Annotated in this window: 14 protein-coding genes; 3 read left to right on the forward strand and 11 right to left on the reverse strand. The window is 58.1% G+C overall.

Annotation, left to right across the window (positions count from 1 at the left end; genetic code table 11):
• Window positions 1-13 precede the first annotated feature (13 nt).
• From ACGLHR_RS10035 to ACGLHR_RS10045, 3 genes are read left to right on the forward strand one after another with little or no spacing between them, the layout of a single operon-like run.
• Window positions 14-1,132 (forward strand): glycosyltransferase, encoded by a 1,119-nt coding sequence (locus tag ACGLHR_RS10035; protein ID WP_400093583.1) that lies wholly within the window; start codon window positions 14-16, stop codon window positions 1,130-1,132.
• A complete protein-coding gene (locus tag ACGLHR_RS10040; protein WP_400093584.1) occupies window positions 1,132-2,382 on the forward strand; it encodes a lipopolysaccharide biosynthesis protein in 1,251 nt (416 codons plus the stop codon). The genes ACGLHR_RS10035 and ACGLHR_RS10040 overlap by 1 nt, the downstream gene beginning before the upstream one ends.
• On the forward strand, window positions 2,379-3,470 hold the full coding sequence (locus ACGLHR_RS10045) for a glycosyltransferase family 4 protein (RefSeq protein ID WP_400093586.1): 1,092 nt from the start codon (window positions 2,379-2,381) through the stop codon (window positions 3,468-3,470). Before ACGLHR_RS10040 ends, ACGLHR_RS10045 begins: the two co-directional genes overlap by 4 nt.
• Window positions 3,471-3,604: 134 nt before the next feature.
• On the opposite strand, the gene ACGLHR_RS10050 is transcribed toward ACGLHR_RS10045, so the two are convergent.
• From ACGLHR_RS10050 to rfbA, 11 genes are read right to left on the reverse strand one after another with little or no spacing between them, the layout of a single operon-like run.
• Window positions 3,605-4,762 carry a hypothetical protein gene (locus ACGLHR_RS10050; RefSeq protein ID WP_400093587.1) on the reverse strand — a complete coding sequence of 386 codons (1,158 nt, stop codon included), beginning with the start codon at window positions 4,760-4,762 and terminating at the stop codon, window positions 3,605-3,607.
• A gap of 48 nt (window positions 4,763-4,810) precedes the next feature.
• Window positions 4,811-6,766, reverse strand: a complete 1,956-nt coding sequence (locus ACGLHR_RS10055; protein ID WP_400093640.1) for a polysaccharide biosynthesis protein — start codon at window positions 6,764-6,766, stop codon at window positions 4,811-4,813.
• Window positions 6,767-6,785: 19 nt separating this feature from the next.
• Window positions 6,786-7,361, reverse strand: a complete 576-nt coding sequence (locus tag ACGLHR_RS10060; protein WP_400093588.1) for an acetyltransferase — start codon at window positions 7,359-7,361, stop codon at window positions 6,786-6,788.
• Window positions 7,361-7,921, reverse strand: a complete 561-nt coding sequence (locus ACGLHR_RS10065; RefSeq protein ID WP_400093589.1) for a sugar transferase — start codon at window positions 7,919-7,921, stop codon at window positions 7,361-7,363. Before ACGLHR_RS10065 ends, ACGLHR_RS10060 begins: the two co-directional genes overlap by 1 nt.
• Window positions 7,905-8,867 (reverse strand): UDP-glucose 4-epimerase family protein, encoded by a 963-nt coding sequence (locus tag ACGLHR_RS10070; protein WP_400093590.1) that lies wholly within the window; start codon window positions 8,865-8,867, stop codon window positions 7,905-7,907. The genes ACGLHR_RS10065 and ACGLHR_RS10070 overlap by 17 nt, the downstream gene beginning before the upstream one ends.
• Window positions 8,868-8,884: 17 nt before the next feature.
• Window positions 8,885-9,838, reverse strand: coding sequence for a glycosyltransferase (locus tag ACGLHR_RS10075; RefSeq protein ID WP_400093591.1), 954 nt, complete (start codon window positions 9,836-9,838; stop codon window positions 8,885-8,887).
• Entirely contained in the window at window positions 9,835-10,746 is a 912-nt protein-coding gene (locus ACGLHR_RS10080; protein ID WP_400093593.1) for a glycosyltransferase family 2 protein, read from the reverse strand. The genes ACGLHR_RS10075 and ACGLHR_RS10080 overlap by 4 nt, the downstream gene beginning before the upstream one ends.
• Complete coding sequence (locus ACGLHR_RS10085; protein WP_400093595.1) at window positions 10,743-12,059, reverse strand: hypothetical protein; 1,317 nt, start codon at window positions 12,057-12,059, stop codon at window positions 10,743-10,745. Before ACGLHR_RS10085 ends, ACGLHR_RS10080 begins: the two co-directional genes overlap by 4 nt.
• A 50-nt stretch (window positions 12,060-12,109) precedes the next feature.
• Window positions 12,110-13,423 carry a flippase gene (locus tag ACGLHR_RS10090; RefSeq protein ID WP_400093596.1) on the reverse strand — a complete coding sequence of 438 codons (1,314 nt, stop codon included), beginning with the start codon at window positions 13,421-13,423 and terminating at the stop codon, window positions 12,110-12,112.
• Between the two features lie 8 nt (window positions 13,424-13,431).
• A complete protein-coding gene (gene rfbC, locus ACGLHR_RS10095; protein WP_400093598.1) occupies window positions 13,432-13,977 on the reverse strand; it encodes a dTDP-4-dehydrorhamnose 3,5-epimerase in 546 nt (181 codons plus the stop codon).
• Window positions 13,974-14,855 carry a glucose-1-phosphate thymidylyltransferase RfbA gene (rfbA, locus tag ACGLHR_RS10100; protein WP_400093599.1) on the reverse strand — a complete coding sequence of 294 codons (882 nt, stop codon included), beginning with the start codon at window positions 14,853-14,855 and terminating at the stop codon, window positions 13,974-13,976. Before rfbA ends, rfbC begins: the two co-directional genes overlap by 4 nt.
• Window positions 14,856-14,862 lie beyond the last annotated feature (7 nt).

Below are 14,862 nucleotides of genomic sequence, written 5' to 3' on the forward strand. Positions count from 1 at the left end.
ATCCACGAAGCCGATGCGCATCCTCTTGGTCACCACGGGGTTGAAGGTCGGCGGCGCAGAACAACAGGTCGCTGCACTGGCGCGGCAATTCGCCGAACTCGGGCATGCAGTGGCCGTCGTCTGCCTGAGGCCTGGCCACGAAGTCCATCTGCCGCCTTCGATCGCCACGGTGATGCTCGACATGCGCAAGACGCCCTATTCGATGGCGAGCGCGCTGTTGCGCTTCCGTTCATTTTCGCGCGAGTGGCGCCCGGATATCATTCACGCCCACATGGTGCATGCCAATTTGTTTGCCCGCGTCTATGGGGCGCTGTTCCCGGCGCCACCAATCCTCTGCACAGCGCACAGTGTTCGCGAAGGTGGCCGGCTGCTGATGCTCGCCTACAGGCTGACCGATCGCTGGAGCCGCCTCAATACGCATGTGAGCGCGCAGGGCCGCGAGGCCATGATTCACGCCCGTGCAGTTTCCGCAGCAAGGATCGTCGTGATGCCGAACGGCATCGACACGGCGCAATTCTGCCCGGATGCCGTGGCCGGGGAAACCTGCCGCAAGGACTTGGGCCTTGGCCAGGACGACCGTCTGATCCTCAACGTAGGAAGGCTGGCGCCGGAAAAATCGCAAGCGCTGCTGATCGAGGCATTTGCATCCCTCGATGCGGATTCCCGCACCCGGCTAATGATTGCCGGGAACGGCAGCGAGCGGGACGCCCTTGCGCAAGCCATCCGCCGGCACGGGCTGGAAGGACGCGTCATGCTGCCCGGGGTCAGGCGGGACATCACCGCCTTGCTCAATGCAGCCGATTTGTTCGTGCTCTCCTCCGACATCGAAGGCATGCCGCTCGCGCTGGGCGAAGCACTGGCATGCGCCTGCCCCGTAGTTTCGACCGACGCCGCGGGGGTGGCGGATCTGCTGGGTGAGTGCGGCGAGATCGTGCCACGCGGCAACGTGCAGGCTCTTGCGTCAGCGATGCGCCGCGCCCTGGAAGCAGGGCCAGGCACCCCGGCGCAGCAAGCTGCGCGCCGCCAGCGTATCGTCTCGCGCTTCGGCCTGCAGTCAGTGGCCGGGCGATGGCTGGCGTGCTATGCGAGATTGCTGGCGCCGGCCACTGTGGCCAGCGCGGAGCCGGTCTGATGCGGCGCCGGGTCGCCAGCAATCTGCTGTGGATGCTTGTCGAACGCGGCATGCAAGTGGCCGCGGGGATCGGCATCGTCGCCATGCTGGCTCGCGCGCTCGGGCCAGAAGGTTTTGCGCATTTCCAGTATGCGCAGGCGGTGGTGTTGATCGCGGCATCGGTAGCCTTGATCTGCGGCGGCGAAGTGGTGGTGCCGCGCCTGGTGGCAACGCCCTCGCCCCAAGGACAGCACCGACTGCTGGCGCACGCCTTCGCGCTGCGCACCGCTGGCGGCCTGCTGGGCTATCTGCTCATGTGCGCATTCCTGCTGATCACGCGGCCGCCGGCGGAGACATGGATCACTGCATTGATTCTCGGCGTCGCAATCCTGCTCAAGGAACCTTCCGGCGTGGTTGTAGCCTGGATGCAAGCCCACACCAACAATCGTCCCAGTACGCTCTTCAACCTGATCACGCTATCCGCGAAAGCAGGGTTGGTTGCACTTCTCTTCGGTGCGGGACTGCACGCGGCGCCCTATTTTGCCGGCGCCTTCATGCTTGAGGCGAGCATCGCCGCCTTGCTGCTGGGGTCCTACTATTTCCTGCGGGTGAAGTTCCACCGCATTCGACTGGAGGCGCCGCTCATCAAAGAGCTTTTCGCCGGTGGCGCCTTGTTCTGGATGAGTTTTATGCTGATGATGGGCGCGCGCCGCGCGGATCAGCTAATCCTGCAGCCTTCGGTCACCTTGGCCGACTTCGGCGCCTATGCTGCCACCATGCAAATCGTGGACAACTACACGATGCTGGCCACCATTCTCGCCGCCGGCATCGCGCCACTCTATGTCTATGGCAAGACCGAACCTGCCGCGGCGCGGCGCAACGTTGCGCGCATTGCGATGGGCATGGGCCTGATCGGCTTGTGTGGCGGCGCCGTGATCGCCCTCGGCGCGCCCTGGATCATCCATCTGCTCTATGGCAACGCGTTCGCCTCGTCCGCCAGCCTGCTGGAGTTCGCGGCGCTTGCCTCCACCTTGCTGTTCATCGACGTGGGGCTGACCTTGCTGCAGGTTTATCATCGCCGTCCGGTATGGATAGCGTTGAAGTGGGCACTGGTGCTGGCCGTGACGGTTACCTTCGACATGTTGGCGGTCCCGAGATACGGCGTATGGGGGGCTCTCGTCGGCTATGCGCTGTCCAACGCCGTGGCTGTCGTCTTCGGCATCTGCCTCTGGGTGCGCAGCAACCAGCCAATGCGGGCCGTGGCGACATGAATCGATTACCCGCCATCGGTTTCCTTACCGGCACGTTGAACGCGTTCGCGGGAGCGGAACGCATGACGGCTGTCATCGCCAATGCGCTGGCAGAAAAGGGATATCCGGTCTACGTCATCAGCCTCTGGGACGAGCACAGCGTCTTCGCACTGCATCCTGCCGTCACCCACGTCACGGTGCATGCAGAGCGGCCTTCGTTCAAGCGCGCCTACCTCTCGACCGTGCTTGGCATCCGTCGCCTCATCAAGCGCCTTGCGATTCGCGAGTTGATTGAGGTGGATACCATGCTTACCCTGTTCACCCAGCCCGCAACGCTCGGGCTGAATGTACGGCATACCGCGTGGGAGCACTGTCACTTCGACGAAGACCTCGGCAAGCCCGCCCGCCGGTTTGCGCGCCGGCTTGCCGCGCGCTTTGCGGAACAAATCGTGGTACTGACCGAGCGCGACCGCAAGCGATGGATCGAAGCGCTGCGCCCGCGCTGCCCGGTCGTCTGCATCCCCAACCCGCTACCCTTCCCGATGCCCGCGCATGCCGCCCCGCGGACAGGTACGACCGTGCTCGCGGTGGGGCGCCTGGTGCCGGCCAAGGGCTTCGATACGCTGCTGCGCGCCTGGTCGCTGGTCGCCGCGCAGGCGCCGGAATGGGAGCTGATGATCGTGGGCGAAGGCGAGGAGCGTGCGGCGCTGGAAGCCTTGCGTGAGCAACTGGGCCTGGGCGCCTCGGTCCGGCTTCCGGGGGCATATTCCGATGTGACGCTCGCCTACGAGCAAGCGTCGATATTCTGCCTTAGCTCACGCTATGAAGGCTTCGGCCTGGTGCTGGTCGAAGCCATGGCGTTCGGTCTTCCCATTGTTTCCACGAATTGCGAGACAGGTCCGCGCGAACTGCTTGCACCGGATCATGATGCGCTGCTGGTGCCGGTAGACGACAGCGAGGCACTTGCCCGGGCGCTACTGGGCCTCATACGCGATCGGAACGACACCACGCGGCTGGGCGACGGTGCGCGGCAGAAAGCGCTCCGGTTTTCGCAAGAGCGGATTGTGGAGCAGTGGCAGGGCCTGATGGGGCAGCCTCCATCGACTTGAGTCACCTGCGATTTCGCTCGAAAGGCTGGCTAACGTCTGCCGCGCGCCGCGCCTTTCACGTTGCCGCACTGCCGCCTGGTTGAGCGCTGCGATAAACCAGGCGGGAGGCGACATCTCCGAGACGACCCAGGCACTTAGGCCTTATTCTTGCCTTGTATCAGCAGCGCTTTCAACAGCGTATCGCGCCATAGGAACATAGCACTTAGTAGTGCTGCAAGAACTGCCATCAGCACTATCGCCATCAAGGGGCGCGGACGCTCGGGCCGATCCGGCACGGAAGGCTCGGCTACAAATTGAGGCTGCGACAGGAACCGCGCCGTGATGACGGAGATGTCCGCGGTTAGCGTCGACAGTTTTTCCCGCTCGGCATCCGTCTTGATCTTCTTGTTAAATTCCGAGATCACAGCGGAGATCCTAACCACGCTATCGCTTCCGCTATGCACTTGCGCCAGCGCGCTTGCCGCTTCAACGGTCAACGCCTTCATGAAGCTCTGCTGCTGAAGTTCCCGATCAAGCTTTTGAATCTTCTCCCGAATGGTGATCACCTCCGATTCAGCGGCAACCAGCTGCGCCATTGGCGACATGAATTTTTCATTGTCCTTGCGTACATCAACAACTTGTGACGCTTCGCGTCGCGCGGAATCTGGATAGGCGGCAATGACCTTCTTCAGCGCCGTCGCGCGGACTTGTGCCTGCTCAATATCAAACTGATACTTGAGCCGGCGTTCCGAGGCACGGTCAGAAAATTGCCTGTTTTCCGCGGTCCACGCCGATACCTGCTGGCGAACCGCGGATAAGGTGGCCATGTCCTTGAAATAGGCGCCTAGCCAAGTGGCCACATTGGCGGCTTCGACTGGCGTGGGGGCGATGGCCGTCAGGCGAACGCCCAGATACACGTTTGCCGGTGGTCTGCGGTCCGGGTCATCCTGGGCCCTGTCACGCTCCGCCTTCTCACGCTCTTGTTCCAGCTGGAGCAGAAGGTCTGGGAGCTCCCTTGCATCGGCCTTGCTAATCCTTGGCACTGGCTTCTGCCAATCACCTTGCGCCACCTCCCTGACAAGACGATCAATCTCACCCGCGTCCAGACCTTTAGGCGGCACGAGCTTTGCGAACCGCCGTGCGGTACTGGAGTCGTTCGCCAACTCGGATATTCGCCTGTACTCCGCGGTGCCCATCTCGACACTGAGTACGCCCTCGGACTTGTAGCGCAGCAACGGGCCATAGCCCAGCGCAGCCCCAATACCCGCACCTGCCAACGCAGCCAACAAAACTACTATTACTTTTCTTCGCATATTAACTCCGAAACACCGAGCGACGCGGTACGCATCGGCAGGCGGCACTCAAGCCTCGACCACATTTCCCTCGGCGCAGGCAGGCTGCGGATTATATCCATGCACCAATTGTCTCAGGATGGCCTTTATTGTTACCTCATCGTTCTCAACGGCAGCATGTCGCATTGCGACAAGCACTGGTGCCAGCTGGGACCAGGCCACGAAATCCTCCCTCGCCTTCATGATCCGCTCGTGGGCAGTACCCTCTGGATTGTCGCCAATCAGCAATTCCTCATATAGTTTTTCTCCAGGGCGCATGCCGGTTACCTTGATCTCGATGTCGCCGCTTGGATTGTCTTCATCCCGTACCGTCAGCCCGGACAATTTCACCATGCGCCGCGCCAGATCCATGATCTTCACGGGCGAGCCCATGTCCAGCACAAACACATCGCCGCCGTGGGCCATCGCGCCTGCCTGCAGGACCAGTTGGGCAGCCTCAGGGATAGTCATGAAGTAACGCGTCACCTCTTCATGCGTCACAGTAACGGGGCCGCCCTCACGCAATTGTTTGCGGAATAGCGGCACCACGCTTCCGCTGCTACCCAGCACGTTACCAAAACGCACCATGGCAAACACCGTGCCATTCCTGATTTCCTGGCTCTGGGTACCGTCCGGCATGAGGAATCGAACGTTTTCGCTGGCGGCCAGTGCCTGCAGTACAAGCTCTGCCATCCGTTTCGTCGCCCCCATGACATTAGTAGGTCGCACAGCCTTATCGGTTGAGACCAGAACGAAATGCGCAACCCCGCTCTCCATAGCGGCGCGCGCCATGTTGAGTGTTCCGAATACATTGTTCAGGACCCCCTCGGACGGATTGCTCTCCACCAGGGGCACATGCTTGTAGGCCGCCGCGTGATAGACCGTAGCAGGCCGATAGAGATGGCAGATTTCCTTCAGGCGCCCGAAATTTCCGACGCTTGCCAGCAGCGGAACAATCTGCACCCGTAGCGCATGCTCGGTACAGAGGCTTTCCAGTTCTCGATGAATGGTGTAGAGCCCGAATTCGCTGTGCTCCACAAGCACAAGCTGCTGCGGCCGCTCCAGGATGATCTGGCGGCACAACTCGCTGCCGATACTGCCGCCGGCACCGGTAACCAACACTATTTTTCCTGCGAGGTTCCGCGCAAGCAAGGCGGCGTCCGGAGGCACAGGTGCGCGCCCGAGAAGATCCTCCACATCCAGTTCCTGGAAATCATGTACCGTCACTCGTCCGGAGGCCAGGTCGACCATGCCTGGAAGCGTGCGCACGTGAACCGGCAAGTCCCTCAGGCGAGCAATGATGGCATTGCGGTGCGCGCGGTCCAAGGAGGGAATCGCCAGCAAGATGTCGGTTACCCCCATTCGATCGACAGCATCGGCCACCTCGTCTGACCCCATAATATCCACGCCATTGATGCTGCGCCCCACCTTGGCGGTGTCGTCATCGATAAAGCCCAGCAGCACAAACTCGTGCGCCACGCCCAGGGCTGACGCCGTTTGTACCCCCGCTTCCCCGGCCCCATAGATCAATAGACGACCCTCGGAATAGCGCGACTTGCGGGACCACCCTGCCAGCCAGAAACGGGCCATCGCCCGGCTGGCGCCGACCATCAACAGGAACAGCATCGGTTGGATCAGTCCCAGGCTGCGCGGCACGCCATCCCACTTGAACAGGAGCAGGGCAACAAAAAAAAGAGCCCCATAGATTCCCACGGCCTTGGCCGTGCTCGCCAGGGCAGCCATGCCCGTATACCGGAAAATGGCCCGATATAGACCAAGGCGAACGAATATGGGAAACGCCAGCAACGGCGCGAGCAGGTAGACAAACTGCTGCTGCTGCTGTGGCAGGCCAGTCTGGTCTATGCGCAGATAAAACGCGACCCAAACGGAAACCACGGCCAGCACCAGATCCAGTGCAACAACCACCAGACGCTTGGCCGGACGCGGTAGAGCCAGCAAGGGAGCTACAGATTTTTGAAATAGCATCTCGAAGGCCTTCACTATTTTATTTTTTGCTCACGGCTTGGCCGGGTTGCAGTACGGCCTCTGCAGCCACTTCCACGCCATAGCCGAGAACAGATCCCGCCTGCATCCAGGCTCCCCGTCCCAGCACAGAACCACCCGCCATCCCCGCATTCGCGCCCAAATGACCAAAATCGTCTACCCGGCAATGGTGATCCACTACGGCTCCGCAATTAACGATTACCCCCTCCCCCAGCCGTGCCTCCGTCCCGACGATGGCTCCAGCCATAACAGCAACTCCCGCGCCAATGACTGCTCGCGCGGATACGATGGCCTTGGGATGCACCACGGTCGCCAGATCGAATCCCGCGGCGCGAAGCGCCCGATGCAAGTTCTCCCGGACCCGATTGTTCCCAATGGCAACAATCGCCACCTCAGCATGATCGCGACACTTGGCCAGATCCGGCGTGGCGCCGAGCACAGGCCACTCCCAGATATGGGGCACCACCGGGAACGCGTCATCCACGAATCCCGCCAGCCTGTATTGGTCAGCGGCAAGCAAAGCCTCCGCCACTGAACGGCCATGCCCACCGCCACCCACAATCAGCAATCTTTTCATCAGTGAGAGACTCCATCGCGGTGCAGCACTTTGACGAAGGTCATCCAGAGAATGCGCACGTCAAACCAGAGAGATTGCCGCTGCAGGTACTCCACATCCAACTTGACCTTGTCTGGAATAGGCAACTCATCCCGGCCATTCACCTGGGCCCATCCGGTCAAGCCAGGCACCAGATCATGCACGCCGTATTGGGTACGCAACGTAATGAGGTCGTCCTGATTGAACAGCGCCGGGCGCGGACCCACGAAACTCATGTCGCCTGCCAGGATGCTCCACAGTTGTGGCAACTCATCCAGGCTGCTCTTGCGCAAGAACGATCCGATCGGGGTCAGATAGACCTTGGGATCCGACAGCAGATGCGTTGCCACGGCAGGCGTGCCCACACGCATACTGCGGAACTTCGGCATCTTGAAGATCTTGTTCCCGCGCCCTACCCTGTCGGACCAGTACAGGGCCGGCCCTTTCGAAGTCAAGCGCACGGCAAGGGCCACCAGCGCTACCGGCAGCAGCAAGATCACCGCCGCGCACAGGGCCAGAATCAAATCAAACAGACGCTTCACGTCGATATCCCTCCGCTGCCTTCTTCAACCCGTCATCCACCGACAGCGGCGGCTGCCATCCTAGGATCTGCCTTGTCTTTGCTATATCCACTTGCAGAGATCCACACAAGCGATGAGCAAGGGTTGGCTTGCCGACAAGAGTCGCCCCCAATTCGATCAGTTTGGAGGGAACCGGAATTAGACGCGCCGACCTGCCCAAAGCCTGCCCCATACGTTGCAGCAATTGCGTCGTCGACAGGTCTTCACCGTCGGATACAAGAAACGTATGATTGGCGGCTGCTGGGTGCGCGATGCTAGTCACAATTAAATCAACCAGATTGTCCAGTGCAACCAGACTGCGTCGGTTATTTATGGCGCCCAACGGCAGTGGTATGCCATGCGCCACCGCGCGTAAGAGCGCCGCAAAATTAGCCTGTACACCGGGACCATAAACCAATGGTGGTCGGATAATCACCACTTCAAGGCCCGTTTCGGCAGCGATATCCCGCAATCCTTGCTCCGCTTCGTGCTTGCTAATCCCATAAGGGTCTTGGGGCATCGGCAAATCATCGGCCGTAAACGGATGGCCCAGGGTGGTAATCTCTCCATTGACTTTTATCGAACTCAAAAATATGAATCGCCTCACGCCGGCAATCGCGGCCTGACGAGCCAGATTCAAAGTACCCACCACATTCACGGCTCGGAAGGCAGCCAGCGGATCGGCCGAACGATCCTTCATGACATGCACGCGGGCAGCGCAGTGCACCACCACGTCCTGGCCGCGAAGAGCCGCACCCCAATCAGTATCGCGGCCTATATCCGAGATCCTGCTGACTCTTGCCCGACTGGGAAATCCGTCGAACTCACGTCTGGCAGCCACCGTGATTGCGATTTCATCCTTCGCAATTCGTCGTAGTAAAGCCCCTCCCACAAAGCCGGTAGCACCAGTCAATAGAATGCTTCTCATAATTTTGCTGAGTGAGATCAGTAAAAACCAAGCATGATTGCAAACAAGAAAACCAAACGGTCGCGTACTCGCCGCCTCACCTCAGTAATATGCCTTAACAAAAATAGACGAGGCACCTCCCCGCGCGCTGGAATACTTGCCGGCAACTCCGACAACTGCGCTGCCAACAAACTAGCTATCCTACTGATCTCTACCCGATACCAGCCAGATCGTATCATTTTCAGACGTCCGCGCATCGCCCGAAGTCCTTGGTTCGCTCCGACCTGATTTCCGCCGTGCTGGCGGTATTGAATCTTGGGCCTCTCGTCAATATACCAGCCCATACGATTGGCCCTGAACCACGCATAGATCAACCAGTCATGCAGAGCAACTTCGTTCACGGCCAGCCAATTCTTTTGTAGAAATTCCTTAAAACCTAATGCCGCCGAAACCCTCAGCACATAACTGCATCCCGGGCCTGCCGCCTCAAACAGAAAATCATACTTCCGCTGTGGCTGCGCTTTATTTATCAACAACTGCCGCCCATCCGGCCAGAATGCAGTCACATTCCCCGAATAAGCCGCATACCGTCCCTCCACAATAGATTCATGCGCTACTTTGAGCTTGTCGTCATGCCAGACATCGTCCTGGTCCGCCAGGGCTATGTAGTCATAGCAAGAGAAATCTACGTCACGTATAAGTCGAAAGAAGTTCTTTGCAGCACCGCCGAACCGTCCGACATGCGGCAGCAAACGGACTCGCTGATCTTGCGCAGCCAATTCTTGCAGCCACTCCCATGTGCCATCTGTCGAAAGATCGTCGGAAACAACCAGCATAACCACAACCCCGCGCTGATTGAGTATGCTGCACACCTGTTCCTCGATCCACGAGCGCCCATTGTAGGTAGCCATAAGAACAGCTACCTGAACGCCCTCCTCCCCCGAACGCTTCGGATTGCCTAGTGGCGCAAGAACATCTGCCGTCGAACTCACGAATCTATCCTACCAAAATTCCCGAGGGCGGCATCTCGCAAACCGCGAGCGATGTAACTCAGCGAGCGCAACGGATGCGCATCGATAAACGGACTGGTGATTGCACGCACGATCATGCCAATTACCAGACGGATGCGAAATACCAGAGGTACATAATTGCGCGTAGCCAGGTAGGCACCATTCCGGAAGTAATAATAGCGACGCAACGCGCTGTAGCGCAATAAAGTCATGCCTGCAAACACAATCGGCTGTCCATCGGACAGTTCATGCTGCATTTTCACTTCAAAGCAGCCAAAATGCTGATAACCGGCCTTCCGTGTGCGGAAACACCATTCCGTATCGACATAATCAATAAATAATTCGTCGATAAAGTGAAATTTCTGCCACATCTTCACCGGCACCAGCATTCCGGAGGTAATTAGCGCATCGGCACATGGAAGCCGCTCTCCTGAATCCTCGAACACCCGCTCGACATGCAGCCCCTTGGCCCGAAAGAACGGATAGTCGAATCGACCACCACGCAAATCGTAAAAACTAGGGCCAATAGCACCGACGGATGCGTGCGAGGACGGCGCGGATGCCAAGCCGTGCCAAGCCCGCACAAGTGCGCTGACATGATTTATCGACGGCTGGCTATCCTGATCAAATGTTACGCCAAACTCCACGCCCCTTTCTCCCATCATCTCGAAAGCCCGATTGAGAGGCGCTGCTATGCCGAGATTCCCCCCCATGTCAACGACCTGAACATTCGGCAGCCCGCTCAGTTCAGCCAACAATTCAGGGGAGATACCGCCATTATTCATAACCAATGTGTTGGCTACCTGACCATTCAGCGCGTCAAGCAGCCGCGTTAGCTCCGCTCGACCAGGGCTATAGCACACCACAACGGCCCATACGCTCAAAATCATACCGGTGCTCCCACGAAAGGCTGCTTTTGCATAGTTACAAAAAACTCAATATAAACAAACATTAGTAGCCCCCAGCCGAGCATGCTGAACAGATAGGGATTTGTATTGCTGCAAAAAATGATGCAAAAGAGCAGAGCTGCAATCCGCGGTATTGCCCGCCGGGCAGACTCAGACAACGATTCATAGCTGGGGATCTCAATGGCTACCGAATGCACGAATACTATAAAAACCCATAACAATAGAAGCACCCCAAAAAATCCCGTCTTCATGTATAGCGCAAGCATGCTTAATTCGTAGCTCCACGGCGCTCCCTCCGACCGGATTAGATCGACGTGAGCTCCAAGACCGCTGCCAAACCAAGGATTTGCCATGATGGCATTGCCAAGCGCCATCACCTGCTGATATCGGAGATCATCGCTGATTTCGCGCCCCAAACCGATGGCGGTCAACAAATGCGGGTCGGCCATCAACACAACGGGCAATGTCAGCATCAGCAACACGACTCCAACAAGCAAATAAAGCACCGGCCCCAAGCGCAGAAGATTCAATGAACGATCGAACAGCCACGACAAAACAAGAAAAATCGGGACGGACAGCAGCATTGCTCGCGTTAGAGTAAGTTGAATCGCATATGAAATAAGAATAATAATCAAGATACCAATCAGAAACCGACGTCTAGCAAAATTGCGTATCGAAAGATAGAGACCCAGCAGTAGGAAAACCGAACTACCCCAAAAAACCCGAAACCCTTCGGCAATAGGTCCAATGAACACGCTGGTCTCATCTTCGGATCGACCAGGTTCGAGGACTGAACGCATAGCCGTGACGAGCCCTGTCGCCCCATCACCGGAGAATTTCTCATACCAAAAAATTGCGATATGAAGCAGCGCAAGTATCCAAATAAGGCGCTCAATCAGACGCAAAGCACCTGACCAACAGTTGGCCCGGGCGATGGCCAGGGCCAGCGCAGGCGCGAACAGGAGTCCAAGAAATAACTGGCTATCAGCCAACGCACTCGATAGCGGCGTGTTGTGGAGCAAAGGAATCATCACACTCCAGCCCGTAACAAAGAGGGCAAGCGCCGCCACACCGCTAAATGTGTGCGGCAGCGGAGAGGACGATCGCACCCACAAGAGCGTTGAATATCCCGCCAATATCAGGAGCAGCAGCTTTCGCACGGAAAAACCCAGGATATCGCTCCACTGCCCGGAACCGAGCAAGGCGAGATCTGTGATTAACAGGGCACCAGGAACAACAAGGAAGATGCGATTAAAAATTGCCCCTCCAACCAGCTCACCATCGGAGCCCCCCATTGGGGATGCTATCCGCGGAGGCTGATCCGGACTGGGGGAAGGCATATCAGTCATCTAGCGCGTGAAGTTCCTGCATTCGGAACTGTGTATGCAGCGTCAAAACCGTACCGCCGTGCAAAAATAAGGAGCGCGATGAGATCAGCGCCGACCCGGGCAGTCCAGACCATAGCCGCTCCGAGCAGACCGATCTGGTGCAAGCTAAACACTAGCAGTGGGAGATAGATCATCAATTCAACGGCATGGATTTTTGCCGTCATATGTGCGTGGCCAGCAGCCTGTATGGCTGCGAATGGGACAAAGGCGACCCCATTCAGCAATATTCCAACCGCCATGACAACCACAATGCTCCACGAGTGATCAGCAAAATCTCTTCCTAACCAAAGTGTCAATCCCCAATACGAGCATGCAGCGATCAGAAGACATAGCGGCGCCATCACCGATGAAACCAGCGCTATACACCTTCGATACAGAGCATTTGCGCCGTCAGGATCACTGGTCAGAATCGAGGCCAACCGGGGAAACAATGCGGCAGTCACCGCTCCGGGCAAAATCAATACACGAGTCAGCATCTCAGAGGGAACCGTGTAATACGCGACAAAACTCGCGCCTAGAACCGCTGAAATGACGAATCGGTCGGCCGTAACCATCAGCGGACCAATGATATTCGACACGGTCATCCAGGCGCCAAAGGAAAGGAGCCCTCTCATTTTCTGCGGGCTGAAACCGGCCGATATCCATCCGGCAGGCAGTTTCCTGTGGACAGACCAGGCGTGACCAAACAATACAAGCACTCGCACCGCAATCAGGCCTGCGACCATCCAGGCAAGGGAATCACCGATAAACATGGCACTAAGCGCCGGCAAGCCGAAGTTCGCGGTACCTAGTACAATGCGCAGTAGATTAACTATTCTGAAGTCCTCATAGGCTTCCAGAATCCCTCGCAGCCCGGTCGTTACCGTGGTTAGCGGAATGCCCAGTGCGGCAATCAAAAGCGCCTGCACCGTGCTCGGCTGGAGCGCAACGCTTACATTTAGCCAACGCTGCGCCAGTAAGTTTGACAATGCAGCAAGAGCAAGCCCACCGATCACGCCCGTACCGGCCGTGAACCACAGGCCAGTCTTGACCAGACTCGGCAAATCCGAGAGAAGGCCAGTTGAGCGCGCGGACGCCACTTGCTGTGTAAGCGCCCGCCCCAAACCAAAGTCAAATAGGCTGAAATAGCCAACCAGAGCCCAAACAAGAGTCAAGACTCCAAACGCTTCGACACCAATCTTTTTAAGCAGGTATGGGATGGTAAGCGCCCCTAGCAAGAACGGCAACCCGGTTCCCGCCAAGTTCCATAGCGTATTTCGTCTAAGAGACATAATCCGACTCAGGCTTCGCTCAAGCCCTTGCCCTGCAGATCCTTTGAGGATAGCTGGGGGGCCTCGATGGAAAATTGGGCCAAAGGCCACTCGATCCCTATCTGCGGATCATTCCACGCGATACAACGTTCGTGCTCTGGCGCGTAGTAATCAGTGGTTTTATAGAGGAAATCGGCGCTATCACTGAGTACTAGGAAGCCATGAGCAAAGCCCGCCGGCACCCAGAATTGTTTGTGATTGTCTTCGGTCAGTTCGATTCCGACCCACTTGCCAAATGTGGGAGATTCCCTGCGGATGTCCACCGCCACGTCATACACCGCACCGCGGACTACGCGAACCAGTTTGCCTTGCGCCTGCTGCACTTGATAATGCAAGCCGCGCAACACCCCTTTGCTGCTTCGGCTGTGATTGTCCTGCACGAAAGTCAGGTTCAGGCCTGTAGCCTCATTAAAGGACTTTTGATTGAAGCTCTCATAGAAGAATCCGCGCGCGTCACCAAACACCTTGGGCTCGATGATGAGCACTTCAGGAATAGCAGTAGCCGTAACTTTCATGTTTCTCTCTCTTCCTTCAGCAGGCGCAACATGTACTGTCCGTAGCCGTTCTTGGCCAGCGGCTGAGCCAGCTTTTCAAACTGTTCGGTATTGATGAAGCCATGGCGCCACGCAATTTCTTCCGGGCAAGCAATCTTGAGCCCTTGGCGATGCTCCAGCGTGGCAATAAACTGGCCAGCCTCGAGCAAACTCTCGTGCGTGCCGGTATCCAGCCATGCGTAGCCGCGCTGCATGATCTGAACATTCAATTGCCCGCTCTCCAGGTACGCCTGGTTGACCGTCGTGATTTCCAGTTCGCCACGGGCACTGGGCTTGACTGCCTTGGCGATATCCACGACCTGGTTGTCGTAAAAATAGAGACCGGTGACCGCGAAGTTGCTCTTCGGCACCTTGGGCTTCTCTTCGATGCTGCTGGCCTTCCCCATCTTGTCAAAGTCCACCACGCCATAGCGCTCGGGGTCTTGCACATGGTAGGCAAAGACCGTCGCGCCGCTGGTTTGCTGGTCGGCTTGCGTTAGCAGGCCCTGGAAGTCATGGCCATAGAAGATGTTGTCGCCCAGCACCAGCGCGCTGGGCGAGGCCCCCAGGAACTTATCACCGATGATGAATGCTTGCGCGAGCCCGTCCGGGCTGGGCTGGACCGCGTATTGCAGGTTCATGCCCCATTGGCTACCGTCGCCCAGCAGTTGCTGGAAACGGGGGGTGTCCTGCGGCGTGCTGATGATCAGCACGTCGCGCATGCCACCCAGCATCAGTGTGGACAGCGGGTAATAGATCATTGGCTTGTCGTACACCGGCAGCAGCTGCTTGCTGATGGCAAGCGTGGCGGGATGCAGACGAGTGCCGGAACCGCCGGCGAGGATGATGCCTTTACGCATGATGAGC

This window comes from Cupriavidus sp. CuC1 (genome assembly GCF_044627735.1).
GTDB classification, from domain to species: Bacteria; Pseudomonadota; Gammaproteobacteria; order Burkholderiales; family Burkholderiaceae; genus Cupriavidus; species Cupriavidus ulmosensis.